The organism is Streptomyces sp. R-74717 (assembly GCF_047305335.1).
GTDB classification, from domain to species: domain Bacteria; phylum Actinomycetota; class Actinomycetes; order Streptomycetales; family Streptomycetaceae; genus Streptomyces; species Streptomyces atratus.
In genome coordinates this window covers 5,289,525-5,306,960 of the sequence record NZ_CP102361.1, presented here as the reverse complement: position 1 = coordinate 5,306,960, position 17,436 = coordinate 5,289,525, and the positions used below count along the sequence as shown (strand labels likewise).

General features: G+C 70.5%; 14 protein-coding genes and 1 pseudogene. 13 read left to right on the top strand and 2 right to left on the bottom strand.

Annotated features, from left to right (window positions below; genetic code table 11):
* The first annotated feature begins 80 nt into the window (after positions 1–80).
* The 11 genes from NRF20_RS24235 to NRF20_RS24185 all read left to right on the top strand — a co-directional run bounded on the left by NRF20_RS24235 (position 81) and on the right by NRF20_RS24185 (position 14,488).
* On the top strand, positions 81–989 hold the full coding sequence (locus NRF20_RS24235; RefSeq protein WP_398628226.1) for a LysR family transcriptional regulator: 909 nt from the start codon (positions 81–83) through the stop codon (positions 987–989).
* Between the two features lie 511 nt (positions 990–1,500).
* On the top strand, positions 1,501–2,343 hold the full coding sequence (locus tag NRF20_RS24230; protein WP_413753267.1) for a DUF3159 domain-containing protein: 843 nt from the start codon (positions 1,501–1,503) through the stop codon (positions 2,341–2,343).
* A 180-nt stretch (positions 2,344–2,523) separates the two neighbouring features.
* On the top strand, positions 2,524–3,663 hold the full coding sequence (locus tag NRF20_RS24225) for an epoxide hydrolase family protein (RefSeq protein ID WP_413754600.1): 1,140 nt from the start codon (positions 2,524–2,526) through the stop codon (positions 3,661–3,663).
* 164 nt (positions 3,664–3,827) lie between these two features.
* Positions 3,828–5,219 (top strand): NAD(P)-binding protein, encoded by a 1,392-nt coding sequence (locus NRF20_RS24220; protein ID WP_398628228.1) that lies wholly within the window; start codon positions 3,828–3,830, stop codon positions 5,217–5,219.
* Between the two features lie 144 nt (positions 5,220–5,363).
* Complete coding sequence (locus tag NRF20_RS24215; protein ID WP_413754599.1) at positions 5,364–6,689, top strand: sensor histidine kinase; 1,326 nt, start codon at positions 5,364–5,366, stop codon at positions 6,687–6,689.
* Between the two features lie 2 nt (positions 6,690–6,691).
* Complete coding sequence (locus NRF20_RS24210; protein WP_266360121.1) at positions 6,692–7,363, top strand: response regulator; 672 nt, start codon at positions 6,692–6,694, stop codon at positions 7,361–7,363.
* A 258-nt stretch (positions 7,364–7,621) separates the two neighbouring features.
* On the top strand, positions 7,622–8,044 hold the full coding sequence (locus NRF20_RS24205; protein WP_413753266.1) for a thiol-disulfide oxidoreductase DCC family protein: 423 nt from the start codon (positions 7,622–7,624) through the stop codon (positions 8,042–8,044).
* A 9-nt stretch (positions 8,045–8,053) separates the two neighbouring features.
* Complete coding sequence (locus NRF20_RS24200; RefSeq protein ID WP_413753265.1) at positions 8,054–8,893, top strand: serine hydrolase domain-containing protein; 840 nt, start codon at positions 8,054–8,056, stop codon at positions 8,891–8,893.
* Positions 8,894–9,199: 306 nt separating this feature from the next.
* Positions 9,200–9,976: an SDR family oxidoreductase gene (locus NRF20_RS24195; RefSeq protein ID WP_398628231.1), complete on the top strand. Its 777-nt coding sequence runs from the start codon at positions 9,200–9,202 to the stop codon at positions 9,974–9,976.
* Positions 9,977–9,989: 13 nt separating this feature from the next.
* On the top strand, positions 9,990–12,980 hold the full coding sequence (locus NRF20_RS24190; protein WP_413753264.1) for a BTAD domain-containing putative transcriptional regulator: 2,991 nt from the start codon (positions 9,990–9,992) through the stop codon (positions 12,978–12,980).
* Between the two features lie 59 nt (positions 12,981–13,039).
* Positions 13,040–14,488 carry an FAD-dependent monooxygenase gene (locus NRF20_RS24185; protein ID WP_398628233.1) on the top strand — a complete coding sequence of 483 codons (1,449 nt, stop codon included), beginning with the start codon at positions 13,040–13,042 and terminating at the stop codon, positions 14,486–14,488.
* Here NRF20_RS24185 and NRF20_RS24180 read toward each other — a convergent pair.
* Positions 14,457–14,540 (bottom strand): annotated as a pseudogene (locus NRF20_RS24180) (VOC family protein); the annotation flags it as partial. The gene NRF20_RS24185 and the pseudogene NRF20_RS24180 overlap by 32 nt on opposite strands.
* Before the next feature lie 237 nt (positions 14,541–14,777).
* Positions 14,778–15,284: a MarR family winged helix-turn-helix transcriptional regulator gene (locus tag NRF20_RS24175; protein ID WP_398628234.1), complete on the bottom strand. Its 507-nt coding sequence runs from the start codon at positions 15,282–15,284 to the stop codon at positions 14,778–14,780.
* 115 nt (positions 15,285–15,399) lie between these two features.
* On the opposite strand from NRF20_RS24175, the gene NRF20_RS24170 reads away from it, so the two are divergent.
* The gene (locus NRF20_RS24170) at positions 15,400–15,993 is read left to right on the top strand and encodes a malonic semialdehyde reductase (RefSeq protein WP_413753263.1); all 594 of its coding nucleotides are present in this window, start codon (positions 15,400–15,402) and stop codon (positions 15,991–15,993) included.
* A gap of 136 nt (positions 15,994–16,129) precedes the next feature.
* Positions 16,130–17,371 (top strand): MFS transporter, encoded by a 1,242-nt coding sequence (locus NRF20_RS24165; RefSeq protein WP_398628235.1) that lies wholly within the window; start codon positions 16,130–16,132, stop codon positions 17,369–17,371.
* Positions 17,372–17,436 lie beyond the last annotated feature (65 nt).

Here is a 17,436-nt window from a genome sequence, read left to right as displayed (position 1 = left end):
CAGGTCACCAGCATGGCCCGGCGCCCGGCACCCGGGGTAGACCCGTCTTCGTTGGCCGACCCCCAACGGATACTTGGGTCATGGACACCCACCGTCTGCTGATCTTCCGGGAGGTCGCCCGCGCCGAGTCGATCGCCGCGGCGGCCCGCGCGCTGGGCTGGACACAGCCCGCCGTCAGCCAGCACCTGCGGCTGCTGGAACGGCAGGCGGGCACCCCACTCGTGGTGCGGCACTCCCGTGGCATCAGGCTGACCGAGGCCGGTACGACCCTGCTGCGCCATGCCGACGCCATCGCCACCCGGCTGCGTGCGGCCGAGGACGACATGGCGGCGCTTGCGAACCTCAGCGCGGGCACCGTACGGCTGGCGGCCTTCCCGTCCGCCAGCGCCACGCTCGTCCCGGCGGCGATGACCGAGCTGGCAGAGCACCATCCCGGGCTGGAGGTCCGGCTGCTGGAGCAGGAGCCGCCACAGGCGGTCGACCTGGTGACCGCGGGAGCGGCGGACCTGGCGCTGATCTTCTCCCACGACGACCGCCCGCCGGGGCACGGCCGGGATCTCCTCCTCACCCGGCTCGCCGAGGACCAAGTCCGGCTGGTCGTCCCGGCCTGCCACCCGGCCGAGGCCGCCGGCCCCGCCGCCCTGCCGCTGCTCGCCGACGACCCGTGGATCGCCGGCTGCCCGACCTGCGCGGCCCACCTGATCCGGACCTGCGAGGCGGCCGGCTTCACCCCCGACGTCCGGCACAACACCGACGACTATGTGGTGGTGCAGACCCTGGTCGCCCGCCGGCTCGGCGTCGCCCTGCTGCCCCAACTGGCACTCGACGCCTACCATCACCCCGGGGTCCGGTCACTCCCCCTGCCCGATTCCTCGGGCCGCTCCCTCTACCTCGTCCGTCACCGCGAGGCCCTCCGGATCCCCGCGGTCGAGACAGCAACCGAGGCCATCCGCCGAGCGGTGGCCGCCTCCGGCCGGCCCGCCGTATGAGACCTGGCCAGCATCGCCCACTACATTGCGCCATGAGTGCCACGGCGACTGGAACTACAGCCTCTGTCCCGAGCCGTATGCCCACGTCACTGATGCCCCGGACCCATTCGACCGGCCCAGCCCCGACATGGCCTGGCTGTGCCACCCGGCTCTGACCGGTCGCCGCCGACTCAGTGGGACGTACTGATCACCACGCTCACCGCCCTCCACGAGGACCAACGGGATAGCCCCCACAGACCTGAAACAGTGACCTGCGAAGTACGGGTCCAGATCCACGTCAGACCGTCGCATGGCTGCCTGCTCCTCGGGCCGAGAGGGACCGTACGCGGCGATGTGGACCATCAGCTCGTCCGGCGTCTGCGCTTGTGGTAGGCGCTGCACCCTCATACTGCGCTCGCGGTAGGTCAGGAGTCTGCAGGCGCACGACGACAGCCTCGGGGCGAGACGGCACGGTAGTCAGTGCCGCAAGCGGCGACGCGAGCAGCTAACTGTCAAGGAGCCTGGAGCAGTTGTGGACCCTGCAGTACACCGCGAAGCCGGTGGTGAGGAAGCCATCCGGTCCGCCGTGCGCCATCGGCTACGCAACGCAGTGCTCGATGTTGTGCCCGTTTTCGGATTCACCCTGAGCTTCGCGCTCACTCACCGGATTGCCGTCGCGCTGGCGCTCGCCCTCGCGGTCGGGGCCGCGGTCTGCGTCTACCGAATGGCGCGCAGAGAGCCTGTGTGGGGCGCCCTCGGGGCCCTCGTCCTTGTGTGCGTCGCGGGTGCTCTGGCCGCAGGGACCGGGCAGGCCGCCAGCTTCTTCCTGCCGAGTCTGATGCTGCACGCCGTGATGGCCGTGGTGTCGGCCGTGATGCTGTTGCTGGGATGGCCGCCGATGGGTGTGGTGGTGGGGCTGATGACGAAGGAAGGGACTGGCTGGCGCCGGTGCAGGGTGCGCCGGCGAGCCTTCACCAAAGGCAACTTGGTCGTCTTCGCCGGGAATCTCGTGATGCTGTCGATCCAGCTCCCGCTGTTCCTGTCCGGCCAGGCCGTCGCCCTCGGCTCGGTCGATGTACTCGGACCGATTGTCATCGCGCTGGGCGCACTGCTGGGTTGGCGCGTCTACCAGCGTGTCCTTGGAGGTCACTACTGCGGCAGGCCCGACCGCATGACGGTTGTGGCCGACCCCGCGGTTCGGCGCGAACCGCTGCCCGGTGGGGATCGGCGGGGACGCGGCGCACGATTCGCCGACGCCACCGCCTGCGCCGGGCAAGTTCATCATGAGGGGCCCGCCGCAGAGCACTTGGTTCCGGCGGCTGCTCAGCAGCCCGTGCATCGTGCGCCGGATGCGCCAACTCCCGCAGTGGACTAGATCGTCGCCGAGCGGTCCGGCTTGGCGCCGCCGGCTTCCCGACTTCGGGGCGGGACCGACAGGTATGCGCGAGCGAACCGGCTCCGGTCTCCTCTGCGCCGCGTGGAAAAACGCAGCCTCTGGTAATGCAAGAACGCAACAACCGCATCGCCGCTGTGTCTGCGCTGCGGGGGAGAGAGCATTGTGGTTGATTCCGACACCGTCGTACCCTTCGTGCTCGGCGTTTCCGACGAAGCACTGGAGGATTTGCGCGACCGTTTGCGTCATGTCCGGCTTCCCGAGGCCGAGACGGTCGATGACTGGTCACAGGGGATTCCGCGCTCCTACGTCCAGCAGTTGTGCCGGTACTGGCTCGAAGAGTACGACTGGCGCCGGCTCGAAGCCGAGCTCAATGACCGCGGTCAGTGGCGCACGGTGATCGACGGGCTGGGAATCCATTTCCTTCACGTCCGCTCCCCTCGTGCGGATGCGCGGCCCCTGCTGATGACTCACGGGTGGCCCGGATCGGTGGTGGAGTTCCTCGATATTCTCGACGAGCTGGCCGATCCGCCGGCCGGTGAGCCCGCGTTTCACGTGGTGGCGCCTTCGTTGCCGGGATTTGGTTTCTCCGACAAGCCGGCCGGGACGGGCTGGGGGATCGAGCGTATTGCCGATGCCTGGGCCGAGCTGATGGCCCGGCTCGGCTATGAGCGTTTTCTTGCCCAGGGCGGCGACTGGGGTGCGTTCATCACGACGGCGCTGGGGGTCCGTCACCCTGACCGGGTCGAGGCGCTGCATACGACGATGCCGTCGGTCCAGCCGCCCTCGGGGTTCACCGAGGACGATCTCGGCGAATTCGAGCGTGCGGATCTGGCTGCGGCCAGGGAAGTGCTGGCGGCCGAGCGCGGGTACATGGTCCTGCAGTCGACGCGCCCCCAGACGCTCGGGTACGGCCTGGCGGATTCCCCGGCCGGGCAACTTGCCTGGATCGTGGAGAAGTTCCAGGGCTGGACCGACTGTGACGGGCATCCGGAGAACGCGGTGTCTCGTCAGCGGCTGCTGGACAATGCCGCGATCTATTGGTTCGGCGCGTGTGGCGCGTCGTCAGCGCGGTTGTACTGGGAGAGCCTGCCACCCCAGAACTGGACTCCGGTGACTGTCCCGTCAGCGGTGTCGGTGTTCCCGAAGGAGCCGTTCCGAGCGCCCCGCGCCTGGGTCGAGGCGCGCTTCGAGAACCTGCGGTACTGGAATGTCCTGGAACGTGGCGGACACTTCCCCGCCCTTGAGGTTCCGCACCTCTTCGTCTCCGAGCTGCGAGCCGCCTTCGGACGCGAGTCCTGACGAGACGGGTCGCTGTCCTGCCGCGTACGCACGGGCATTCAGCGGAGAAAAAGCACTGGTGAGCGGCGACGAAGACGCCGCCCAGCCAGCGCAATTGCGAGTTTGTACCAATGTAAGAGAGAGGGAATACGGTGTCAGCGCGGGAAACAATAGAGGTTGACTACTTGATCGTCGGTGCTGGAGCCATGGGCATGGCCTTCGCCGACACTCTGTTGGCCGAGACGGACGCGACCGTGGCCATCGTCGATCGCTACGGTCGACCCGGTGGCCACTGGACGGTCGCTTACCCGTTCGTGCGGCTGCATCAGCCTTCGTCGTTCTACGGCGTCAATTCTCGTGAACTGGGAACAGACGAAGTGGACCAGGACGGCTGGAATGCGGGGCTTCACGAGCTGGCGTCGTCCGATGAGATCCTCACCTATTTCGACCAGGTGATGCGCAAAACCCTCTTGCCCAGCGGTCGCGTCTCGTACTTCCCCATGTCCCATTACGATGGCGCGGATCCGGCGCGACCGGATGTCCAGCGGTGTCACTCCGTCGTCACCGGTGGCGAGTTCGACATACGGGTGCGTCGGCGGACCGTGGACGCCACCTACATGAATGTCACGGTTCCTGCGATGTGCACGCCGAAGTACGAGGTGGATTCCGGGGTCCGGCTGATCACTCCCAACCAGCTTCCGGCCCTGGATCAGCAGGCGTCGCACTACACCGTGGTGGGAGCGGGAAAGACGGGCATCGACGCGTGCCTCTGGCTTCTGCAGCATGGCGTTGACCCGTCCGGCATCACCTGGATCACGCCGCGTGACTCGTGGCTGCTCGACCGTGCTCAGATCCAGCCCGGACCGGAGAACGCCGCGAGCGATGCCGAGTCGTTCAGCGCTCGCATCCGAGCGGTGCTCGAATCCCACACGGTCGAGGAGCTCTTCCAGCGGCTGGAAGCCGGCGGTCTCCTGCTGAGGCTGTCTTCCGACGTCACGCCGACGGCGTATCGCTGCGCGACCGTCAGCCGGACCGAACTCGAACAGCTCCGGCGGATCTCCGACATCGTCCGCAGCGGCAGGGTCCGGCGCATCGGCGCCGACGCGGTGGAACTCGACGGGGCGACCGTTCCCGCCCGCCCTGGAACCCTCTACATCGACTGCACCGCGGACGGCCTCGAGGCGCGGCCGGTGATGCCGATGTTCAGTGGCTCCCGCATCACGTTGCAGGCACTCGTCCCGTGCCAGCAAGTGTTCAGCGCCGCCTTCGCCGCCCACGTCGAGGCAGCATACGAGGACGACACCCAGAAGAACCGGATATGCGTCGCGGCACCTCACCCCAACACCGCCCTGGACTGGCTCCGCAGCAGTGCGCACCTCGATGACCTACTCCTGCGGTGGTCTGCGGAGCGTGGGCTCCTCGAATGGTGCGACGCATCGCGTCTGACGAAGTACTCGATCGGCTCGCTCCCCGACGAACTGCGGACCGCGCTCTTCGAGGGCCTGCACGCCGAGAGGACGCAGCTGCAGCAACTGCTGGCACACGAGGACCAGACCGTGGCAGTGGCAGCGAACTGACGAGCATCACCGGGCGGGCCTGCGCGCCGCAATTGAAGATCTGACGCAGACGAGGGGCGACCCGTACGGTCCGGCCTCGACCAGATGTGATCTCTGGTCGAGGCCGGACCTCGGCCGGCGAGGAAGGAGGCGTGGCTCGTGTGGATGTCCTGGGTGCGGGGCGAGCGGATGGCAATAGGCCCGCGAGCACCGCAGGGCTGGATCGGCGTCATCAGCCGGTCCGGGCCGGCTGTGTACGGTGAAGGAGTGCAGATGTTCGACCGGCTCAGGAAGTCGCTGCTGGTCCAGCCGTGGATGGGCGACCTGGCCGTCGCGGTCAGCTGCTTCGTCTTGTCCACCCCGGTGGCGGTAGCAGGCTCTTACGTCCACCGGACCCCGGTGTCCTGGGCCATTGGTGGCCTGGCGGTCGCCTGCGTGCCGCTGCTCGCCCGCAGCCGCTGGCCGTTCCAGGTGCTGGCGGCGACCCTGGCCGTGAGCGTCGTCCAGTTCCTGCTCTTCTCCCTCCCCGGGCCGTCGCCCGTCTGCACCGCGGTCGCGCTCTACTCGGTGGCGATGCGCACCGACCGGCGTGCTGCCCACCGGGTCGGCGCGTGCGCGACGGCAGTGCTCGTCGTCGCCTCGCTGATCTGCCGTCCGGGCCTGGAGAACCTCTGGCAACACCTGGCCCTGATCGCCGGGTTGGGCCTGGCGATGGCCAGCAGCGACGCCGTCCGCAGCCGCCGCCAACTGCTCGACTCCGCCCTGGAGCGAGCCGAACAGGCCGAGCACACCAGGGAGGAAGAGGCCCGGCGCCGCGTCACCGAAGAACGCCTCCGCATCGCCCGAGAGCTCCACGACGTCGTCGCCCACCACATCACCCTGGTCAACGCCCAGGCAGGCGTCGCCCACCACCTGATGCGCACCGAGCCCGACCACGCCTACCAAGCCCTCGAACGCATCCGGGACACCAGCCGGGCGGCACTGGACGAGCTACGTGCCACCGTAGGACTGCTCCGCTACAGCGACGACCCGGCCGCGCCCTGCGAACCCGCACCCGGCCTCGCCGATCTCGATGCTCTGCTGGACTCCTTCCGCCACTGCGGTCTCGACGTCACACCCGAACGCACCGGGCAACCGGGCGAGCTGCCGCCGATCACCGATCTGACGGCCTACCGGATCATCCAGGAAGCCCTGACCAACACCCGCAAGCACGCCGGCCTCGTATCGGCACGGGTCCACCTGGACTACCGCACCGACGCCCTGCGGATCGCCGTCGAAGACGACGGCCCCAGCACCCCGGGAAACAGCAGCGGCAACACCCCCGCCACCACAACCACCGACGAAACCCAGAGCACCCGCACCGGACACGGAATGATCGGGATGCACGAGCGGGCCAAAGCCGCAGGCGGCACCCTCACCGCCGGGCCACGCCCCGCCGGAGGTTTCCGTATCCACGCCGAACTGCCGCTCCGCGCGGGCCGAAAGGGCTGACCATGACCATCCGTGTCCTCCTCGCCGACGACCAGGCCCTGCTGCGCGGCACCTTCCGCATACTCATCGACTCGGCCGCCGACATGGAGGTGGTCGCCGAAGCCGCAACGGGACGCGAGGCCGTCGAACTGGCCCGCAGCCACCGCGCCGACCTGATCCTCATGGACATCCGGATGCCCGACCTCGACGGCCTCGCCGCCACCAGGCTCATCACCGAGGACGAGAACCTCGCAGGCGTCAAGATCCTGGTACTGACCACCTTCGAGAACGACGAATACGTCGCCGAGGCACTACGCGCCGGAGCCAGCGGCTTCCTCGGCAAAGGCATCAACCCCGACGAACTCCTGGACGCCATCAGGGTGGTCGCCGCAGGGGACTCCCTGCTCTCACCCGCCGCGACCCGATCCCTGATCAACCGCTTTCTGTCCCAACCCGCCCCACCCGGCCCGACCACGCCGCCACAACTGGCCCCCCTCACCCCGCGAGAACACGAGGTCGTCACCCTGGTCGCAGCCGGCCTGTCCAACGACGACATCGCCGAACGGCTCTACGTCACACCGGTCACCGCCAAAACCCACGTCAACCGCGCCATGACCAAACTCGGCGCCCGAGACCGCGCCCAACTCGTAGTCATCGCCTACCAGACCGGAATATCCCGCCCCCACGGCCCATGACCTCCGCCAACGCTCAGCTCGACGAAGTCGTCGTGCGTGAGGCGTCCGGTGAGCGATACGGCGATAACGAGAGAGCGGCGCGCGAAGAGGACCGTGTACTGTGCGGCAAACTGTTCAGGCAGGTCTTCGAGGTACCCAAAGGGTGGCTGGCTCCCCTGTTGTGAAAGCCCGCCACCGCACCAGTCCGCTCCTCTCCCGCGTCACGCCCCCGTCCCGTTCCTGCTCCTGTTCCCCTGAAGGAGAAGGGCCACCTCAACGATGGACGACACCGCCACGAACAGCACCGCAGCCGGCGCCACCGAACTGCGTAGCGTGCTGGCGTTCGACGGCGACTGCGGCTTCTGTCAGGCCGCCGTGCGGCAGATGCAGTTCCGGGCCAGACCCCGGACGAAGGCCGTCGCCTGGCAGGCCCTCTCACCGGAACTGGCCCAGGCCCACCCGGGGCGCCTGAACAGAGAAGTTCTGCTGTTCGACGGGGGCCAGGTGCACTACGGCGGTGCCCCCGCCCTGGCCGGATTTCTCGGCTCCTCCCCCGCCCGCAGGTACCGGCTGATAGGGCGCTGCCTGCGGCTTCCCCCGATCAGCCTGGCAGCGCACGTCATCTACCGAACGGTGGCCAGGAACAGACACCGCATGCCGGGCGGTACAGCGGCCTGCGCACTGCCCCGCATCACCGACTGAAGGCGCGCCATGCCCCCGGTACCCATCTGCATTCTCAGCAGCACCCAGGCCCCCCAGGTCAGCCACGGCCATGACCTCGACCGCTTCGTCCAGATCGGCTCGCTGACCAAGCCGCTCACCGGAACCCTGCTCGCCCAGCTGGCTGAAGCAGGCGTGCTCCAACTCGACGACCCACTCGAACAATTCCTCCGCATACCTGCCGGAACCGGCATCACCCTGCGGCACCTCGCGGAACACACCGCCGCGCTGCCTCGGGTTCCGCCGCGTCTACGACGGCTCGATCCGTACGCCGACTTCGACCTCGAAGCCCTGAACGCCGTCCTGGAGCGCCTCGACACCTTCACCACCGGACCTCCGGGCGGAGAGGCGGAGTACTCCAACCTCGGCTACGCCGTCCTCGGCGCGGCACTCTCCGCTGCGGCGGACGCACCGTACGAGGAGCTCCTGAACCGTCACGTTCTCACTCCCCTGAACATCACCGAGGTGACCTCGAACCCGCCACCGGCCAGACGACTCAGCGGACGCGGATTCCTGGGCCGGCCCCTCCGCCCCTGGACCATGAGTGGCGCGGTCCTGCCCGCCGGAGGGATGTGGGCCACCCCACGCGAGACCGCGCGTCTGGTGACCAAGCTGCTCGTCGAACGAAAGCTGGGTGAACCCGCACTGACCTGGCAGACCTCAGGGCGCCTGCGCTGGCACAACGGCGCTACCCGGGGCGCCTCCGTCTTCGCGGGCGCCTTGGAGGACGGCACCTGGGTCATGGTCCACCGCCTCTCCGGCCGGCCAACACCGACCGAGAACACAGCCGTCCGGATCCTGAAGGACGCGATCACCAAACCGCCCGACTAAGACCGACCGGCAAATGGGGGGGCGGCGTCGCGGGGCGGGGCACGCACCTTCGCAGGTATCCCGCTCTCACCTGGTCGCAACGGAGCGGCCACCTCGGAGTATCCGCCAGGTCCACAGGCCCCGGTCCGCCTCGAACGGCCGGGGCCTGACTGGTGCCCGTCCCCGGTCGTCCCCGAAGGCGGTGAGCCGTGGTGGGCCGGCGCGGCCGTGGTGAGTCGTCGGTGAGTCGTCGGTGAGCCCTGGTGGCGAGCATGAGGACATCGCCGGATCCCACGGGGGTCCGTCCACATGCAGAGGGGTGCGGAGTTGACTCAGACAGCTCAGCTGACCGGTAAGACCGCGCTGGTGACCGGTGGTTCGCGCGGCATCGGGCGGGCGGTCGCCCTGCGGCTCGCCGCCGACGGCGCGTTCGTCGTGGTGCACCACGGCGGCAACGCCGAGGCAGCCCGCGAGACCGTCGCGCGGATCGAGAAGAACGGCGGCCGGGCGGTCGCCGTAGGGGCGCGCTTCGGTGAGGCCGGGGCGGTCGACCGGCTCTTCGCGGGGCTGGCCGCCCACGGGGTGCGCGACCTGGACATCCTCGTGAACAACGCGGGCATCGGCTCGGGCAGCCCGATCGGTCAGGTCACCCCGGAGGAGTTCGCCCGGCTGATCGACATCAACGTCACCACGCCCTTCTTCGTGATCCAGCGCGCGCTGACCCTGCTGAACGACGGCGGCCGCGTCATCAACATGGGGTCGACGGCCAGCCGGTTCGCAGTTGCCACCCAGATCGGATACACCGTCAGCAAGGCCGCGCTCGAGTCGATGGGGCCCTCGCTCGCCAACGAGTTGGGCGGACGCGGCATCACGGTGAACACCGTCGCGCCCGGGGCCGTTCGGACCGATCTGACCGCCGGTTACACCGCCATCCCGGAGGTGGTCGCCGGACTGGAGGCCATCACCGCGCTCGGCCGGATCGGCGAACCGGAGGACGTCGCCGACGTGGTGGGGTTCCTGGCGGGCCCGCAGGGCCGGTGGGTGACCGGTCAGACCATCGACGTCTCGGGCGGTACCTACCTCGGGCCCCTGGCCACCGCGTGATCTAATCGCCGGAATGCGGTTCGGAATCCTCGGAGAGACTCGGGCGTGGCACGACGACGGCACCGAGGTGCCGTTGGGCGGCCCAGCACGGCGGGCCCTGCTGGCGCTGCTCCTGGTCCGCCCCGGCGCGGTCGTGTCGGCGGAGCGCCTCGCCGAGGAGATCGAGCCGGGCGGCACGGTGTCCGCGCACGCGGTGCAGTCCCAGGTCTCGCGGCTGCGTGCGGTGCTGCCCGCCGGGGCCACGATCGAACGGGTCGGCGCCGGTTACCGGATACTGCTCGAAGCGGGCGCCGCCAGAGACGCTGGAGGTGGCGGAGAGGCCGTTGGCGGCCGAGGTACTGGGGACGGCGAACTGGCCGTGGACGCCGTCCGGTTCGAGCGGCTGGCCGACGAGGGGCGTGCGGCCCTACGAGACGGCGACACGGTACGGGCGGCCTCGGTGCTGCGGCAGGCGCTCGGCCTGTGGCGGGGGACCGCACTGGCCGGGCTCCCCGACAGCGAGTCGGCCCGCTTGGCCGCGGCGCGTCTGGAGGAGCTCCGGCTCGCCGCCGTGGCGGACCGGATCGAGGCCGAGCTGCGCTCCGGCGAGCCCCGTGCCGTTGTGCCGGAGCTGCGCGAGCTGGTCGGCGCGCATCCTCTGAGCGAACGGCTGGCCGCCCTGCTGATCCGCGCCCTGTTCGCCCAGGGCTGCCAGGCCGAGGCGCTGGTGGTCTACGAGGAGACCCGACGCCACCTGGCCGACGAGCTCGGCGCCGACCCCTCGATTGAACTGAGCGCGCTGCACCGTGAGTTGCTGGACGCGGGTACCGCGCCCACGCCTGCCGCACCGCCATCACCCCTCACCTCCTTCGTCGGCCGCGGCACGGAGACCTCCGAGGTCGCCACCCTGTTGCGGACGGCCCGCCTGGTGTGTCTCACCGGCCCCGGCGGCGTCGGCAAGACCCGGCTCTCGGCCGAGGTCGCGCGCGGGGCCGCGGCCGCCGGCGACGACGTGTGCTTCGTGGAACTGGCCGCGCTGCGCGACGGATCCGGCGCGGCACGGGTGCTGCTGAGCGCGCTCGGGCTGCGCGAGAACGGCCTCCAGATGGCGGGCGAGCCACAGACACCGCTCGACCGCCTGATCACGGCCTTGTCGGACCGCCCGCTGCTGATCGTCCTGGACAACTGCGAGCACGTCGTGGACGAGGCCGCCGCCCTGGCGGCACGGCTGCTGAGGGCCTGTCCGCGGCTGCGGATCCTGGCCACCGGCCGGGAGCCGCTCGGGGTCATCGGCGAGCACGTGTGGCAGGTCCGCCCGCTGGACGAGGACGCGGCCGTACGGCTCTTCGAGGACCGGGCCCGTGCCGTACGCCGGGGGCCCGCGCCCGACCCCGGTGCCGTACGGCGGATCTGCGCCGCCCTCGACAGACTGCCGCTGGCGATCGAACTCGTGGCGGCACGGCTGCGCACCCTGGAGTTCGCCGAACTGGCCGGGCGTCTGGACGACCTGCTCGCCGTCACAGCCTGCGGCAGCCGCGGCGCCGACGCGCGGCACCGTACGCTGCGTTCCGTGGTCGCCTGGAGCTGGGAGCTCCTTTCGGAGGACGAACAGCGCGCGGCGCGCCGCTTCGCCGTCTTCGCGGGCGGCGCGACCGCGCGGTCCGCGCGCGAGGTGTGCGGCATGGACGGCGACACCCTGGAGTCGCTGGTCGACAAGTCGATACTGGAGGCCGTCGGCGGCGGGCGCCATCGCATGCTGGAGACGGTCCGCGCGTACGCCGCCGAGCGCCTGCACGAGTCCGGAGAGGAAGAGCGGATCGGACGGCTGCACGCCGCACACGTCCTGGACCTCCTCGGCTACGCGGGTCAACACCTGCTGCGGGCCTCCCAGTTGGAATGGCTGCCACGCACGGCGGCCGAGGACGGCAATCTCGCCGCGGCGCTCCGCCGGGCGCTCGGCGCGCACGACCACGGCACCGCCCTGCGCCTGCTCGCCTCGGCCGCGACGTCCCTGTGGATCCGCGGCGTGTCCGCCACGGCCGCCGCGCACGCGGCGGCCCTGCTCGAAGCGATGGGGGAGGAGTTCGGGGAAGGGGCTGCCGACGCGTCCCCGGACGCGTGGGGCGAGGAGTACGCGGTGTGCGTACTGCTCGCCGCCGCCACCTCCGCCGGACAGCCGGCCTGGCGCCGCCACCGCGCTGCGGCGCAGAAGGCGTTGGAGGTCGCGTGGCCCGGCGACCGGGCCGGCCGCTACCCGGCCGCCCTGCTGCTCTGGATGATGCGGAACGCCGGAGAGGCCGACCCCGGGGCGGCATTCACGCTCGTGGCGGCCCAGCGCACGTGCCCCAACCCGTGGGGGCGGGCCGCCGCCGCGTACGTGTCCGGGTACGGGCCGCTGAGCGACGGCGACACCGAGCGCGCCGCGCACGACTTCCGTACCGCCGCCGACGGCTTCGGCGCCCTCGGCGACCGCTGGGGCTCGGCACTGGCCCTGGACGCCCTCGCCGGTCTCGCCGGGGCACGCGGAGACCGTGCGGAGGCGGTGGCGCTGACCGACCGCGCCCTCGCCCTCACCGGCGAGTTGGGCGCCCTCGAGGACTCCGCCGACCTCCTGGTCAACCGGGGCGACCAGCACGTCGGCCGCGACCCGGGCCAGGCGCGTGCCGACTACACCGAAGCCGCCGCCCTCGCCCGCGCAGGCGGTAGTTCCGCCGGCCTCGGGGCGGCGCTGCGCGGGCTCGGCGACATCGCGCTCCTCGACGGCGACCTGGACGAGGCGCGACGGCTCTTCACCGAGGCGCTCGAACGCATCGACCCGCACTGGGTCAAGAGCCTGGGCAACCGGGTGTGCGCCCTGGCCGGCCTCGGCCGGGTCGCCGAGGCCCGCGGCGACCACGCCGCGGCCCGCGACCACTACCGCCGGGCCGCCGCATCCGTTTCCGGCCTTGGCCCTCGCCTCCCGGACACGCTCCGCCTGATGGGCCTGCAGGAAGCCGCCGTCGAGGCGGTCATGCGCGCGGGGTGAGCGGGGTCGGTGAGCGATGTGCGAGCGCCCGGTGAGCGCACCCGGACAAGCTCTTCCCCATGACGAACACGCGGAAGACCACGAAGCAGTTCACCAGCACCAGCACCCACACCGGAAAGCTCTCGGTCCTCATCTCCGGCGCCTCCGTCGCCGGCCCGGCGCTCGCCCACTGGCTCCACCGCCACGGCTTCGAGGCGACGATCGTGGAACGCGCCCCCGCGCTGCGCGACGGCGGCTACGCCGTCGACTTCCGCGGCCACGCGCACCTGTCGGTGCTGCGCCGCATGGGCATCCTGGACACCGTCCAGCGCGCTCGTACGGGCATGGGCTCCATGTCGTACGTCAACACCACGGGCAAGTCCGTCGCGAAGCTGCCCGCCGACCTGTTCGCCGGGGACGTCGAGATCCTCCGCGGTGACCTGGCACGCATCCTGTACGACGAGACGAGCCCGTACACCGAGTACCTCTTCGGCGATTCCATCACCTCGCTCACCGAGGACGCCAACGGTGTCGCCGTCACCTTCGAGCGCCACGCCCCCCGCCGCTTCGACCTGGTGATCGGTGCCGACGGACTGCATTCCACCACCCGCCGGCTGGCCTTCGGACCTGAGGAGGACTTCGTCAAGCACCTCGGTGTCTACTGCGCCATCTTCACCACCGCCAACCACCTGGGACTCGACCACACCGGCCACGCCTACCGCACCGCGAACCGGATGGTGGCGATGTACAGCGCCCGCGACAACACCGAGGCCAAGGCCGTGTTCTACTTCGGCTCCCCGGCCCTGGACCTGGACCGCCACGACGTGACCCGCCAACAGACCCTTCTGGCGGAGCAGTTCGCCGGAACCGGCTGGCATAGCGACCGGCTGCTGCACGACATGCGTCACGCGCCCGACTTCTACTTCGACTCCGTCAGCCAGGTGCGCATGGACCGCTGGTCGCGCGGCCGGGTCGCGCTGCTCGGTGACGCCGCGTACTGCCCGTCCTCGCTGTCCGGCATGGGCTCGGGTCTCGCCCTGGTCGGCGCCTACGTCCTCGCCGGCGAACTCGCCGCCGCCCGCGGTGATTACACGGTCGCCTTCGCCCGCTACGAGCGCGAGATGCGAGCGTACGCGGAAGGCTGCCAGAAGATGGGCGACGGTGTCGCCGGCCTCATGGTCCCCAGCAGCCGCTTCGCTGCCACGGCCCTCAACCGCTACTACAAGGTCATGCCCTACCTCCCCGGCAAGAACATGGCGGCCAAGATCGCCCGCCGGGCCGCCGAGAACATCACCCTGCGCGACTACCCGTCGGGTGACCCGCACGCCGACGTCCCGGCACTCAGCCACTCGCTCCATCCGACCAGGCCCGACCGAGGTCCTTCCCGCGCCACGACGCGCCGCACGGCGGACCCGCGGGACGCGGGAGTTCTCCCGCCTGCTGGTTGTGCCGAGGGCCGCGTCCCGCCGTGCGGGGCGCGACCCTCGATGTCCGCGACTACGACGGCCAGCCACCATAGGGCGCGGTGATGAGTTCCATGGCGTGGCCTGCCGGGTCCATGAAGCAGACGCCGCGACCACGGCCACGGCCACCCCGGCACGGCGGCGAGTCGGTCGTCGGACAGCCGGACATCTGGGCACCCCGGACACCGGGACCGTCACCGACACGCGCCTCCACGGGAGTGGCCGCCCGAAACCGCCTGCGCAGAGTGCGCTCCCTCGACTGAAGGCGAGCTCGGGCGGGGTCGTCGTCGGCATGGGTCATGCGCCTGAGGGTGCGACGGCCTGTCACCTCCGGCTCACGACTGTCGGATGGTCCTCACTTGACGGTGGTGTCCCCCAGGGTCTCCAGCACCTTCCGGAGGCCCTCGGCGGTCTTCTCGACCAGGTCGCGGTCCACATCGGCGAGCAGCCGTGCGTAGTTCGCCAGATGGTCGGCGAAGGCGGCCCGGGTGACCTCGTGTCCGTGTTCGGTGAGGCGGATCTTGATGGTGCGCCGGTCGTCGCCTTCGCGCACCCGCTCGACCAGGCCCTTGGCCTCCATCTTGTCGATGCGGTTGGTGATCGCGCCGGAGGTCACCATGGACGCCTTGAGGAAGGATCCGGCGGTGAGGGCGTAGGGCGGCCCTGAGCGCTGCAGTGTGGTGAGTACGTCGAACTCGCCGTGCTCCACTCCGTGCGCGGCGGCCGTGGCCTTGGCGGACTTGTCGACCACCCGGGCCAACCGCTGGATCCGCCCGAAGAGCTCCACCGGCCAGAGATCCTCCACCACGTCGGGGCGCTCCTTGGCCCACTGACCGATGATCGCGTCCACGGCATCGCTCATCGCCACATTCCTCTCAATGGACACCTTCTCAACGTTAAGAGACTTGACGTTGAAGGAGTCAGGCTGCTTTTATCTCAACGTTGAGATTATCAAGACTGAACGACAGGAGCACTCGATGTCCTCGCTCACCCTCCATCCCGCCGCCCAGGACCTCCTCTTCCGTGAGGCCCGTACCGCCCACACCTTCACCAGCGAGCCGGTGACCGAGGAGCAGGTCCAGGCGATCTACGACCTGGTGAAGTACGCCCCCACCGCCTACAACCAGTCGCCGCTACGGATCGCCCTGGTCCGCTCGGCCGAGGCCCGCGAGCGGCTCGCGCAGCACATGGACGAGGGCAATCGGCCGAAGACCTCGGCCGCGCCGCTGGTCGCGATCCTCGCTGCCGACAACGAGTTCCACGAGGAACTCCCCGCGCTGCTCCCGCACTTTCCGCAGGCCAAGGACGTCGTCTTCGCCGACCGCCCGGTCCGCGAGGAGTCCGCCCTGCTCAACGCGACGCTCCAGGCGGCGTACTTCATCCTCGGCGTGCGCGCGGCGGGGCTGGCCGCGGGGCCGATGACCGGGTTCGACTTCCCGGGTGTCCAGAAGGAGTTCCTGGACGACGACCACACGCCGCTGATGGTCGTGATTATCGGCCGCCCCGGCGCGGACGCCTGGCACGCGCGCTCACCGCGACTCGCCTACGACGAGGTCGTCACCACGGTCTGAGCGACCTGCTCCACCGAGCCTCCCTGACTGCTCGGACCACCGGAGCCTCGGACCGTCGGAGCCTCGGACTGTCCCGACCGCCTCGGCGCATTCGCGAAGCGTCCGCGCCAACCGCCTCACCCTTCCGGAGCCCGCCATGCCGCTGCTCGACCGAACCCACCCCCGCCCCACCGCGCATACACCGGCCCCCGCTGCCGCGCGGGAACCGCGCCATGTCCCCATCGCATGGCTGGCGTTGCTGGCCACGCCGCTCGCCGCGAGCGCCAACAGCCCGGTCCTGATCCTCCCCGACATGGCCGACTCGCTCGGTATCCGTACGGCCACGGCGACCTGGCTCGTCACGGCGTTCGCCTGGGCCATCGCCGTCGGCACCCCGCTGATGGCGGGCCTGCAGCGTCGCCGCGGGCTGGGCAGCACGCTCCGGCTGAGCACGGCCCTGATCGTGGCCGGCACCGCGGTCGTCGCCGTGGCGCCTTGGCTGCCGCTGGCCATGACGGGCCGGGCAGCCCAGGCGATGGGCGGCGCGGGCCTGGTCACAGCGGCGATGAGCCTGGCGGGCTCGGTCCGCAGGATGGGCGTGATCACAGCAGGCTTCGGGACGCTGGGCGCGATCGGGCCGCTGCTCGGCTCGGCGATCGCGAGCACGGCCTCCTGGCGAGCGTCCCTCGCCGTCGGGGCGGTCGCACTCCTCGCCCTGCCGGCCGTCATGCGCCACGCCGACCTGTCCGCACCGCAGCAGAGCTCCCCCTTCGACGGCCGGGGCGCCGCCCTGCTGGCCCTGATGGCGACGGCCCTGGTACTCATCCCGCGCTACCCGCTCCCAGCTGTGACCGCCTCGTTGGTGATGGCCGCGCTGCTGGCCCTGCACATCCGGTCCAACCCCACAGGCTTCGTCCCGGCATCGCTGCTGCGCACCAGGGCGTTCGTTCTCTCCGCCGCACTCGCCTGCACCTTCGCGACCTCGTACTTCACGCTGCTGTTCACCGTCCCGCAGCTGCTGCGGGACCGTACCGGCTGGTCGACCTCCACGATCGGCACCGGCCAGTTGGTCGCCCTCCTCGCAGGGTCGGTGCTCTCCATGGTGCTGGCCGCCGCCTCGGCCCGGATGAGCCGCCCGCGGGTCCTGACGATCCTGCTCACGGCCGGAGCCCTGGCTCCGCTCACCGCAGTACTGACCCCCTGGGCGCCACTGCTCCTGCTGGTCGCGACGCTGGCCGTCTTCACGACGAGTGCGGGCCAGGCGACTCTCGCGGTGTTCGCCACCCAGGCCGCGCCGACCGCCCAGCGCCCCACGGCGATCGGCCTGTTCAACCTCTGCTACCAGCTCGGCGGCGCCTTCGGCCCAGCGATCGCGGCCCTGATCACCATGGGCGCCTGAATCACCCTGCCCCGGTCTCCAGCCCGACGCCGGAGACGACCCGTACGACGGCCATTCACAATCCT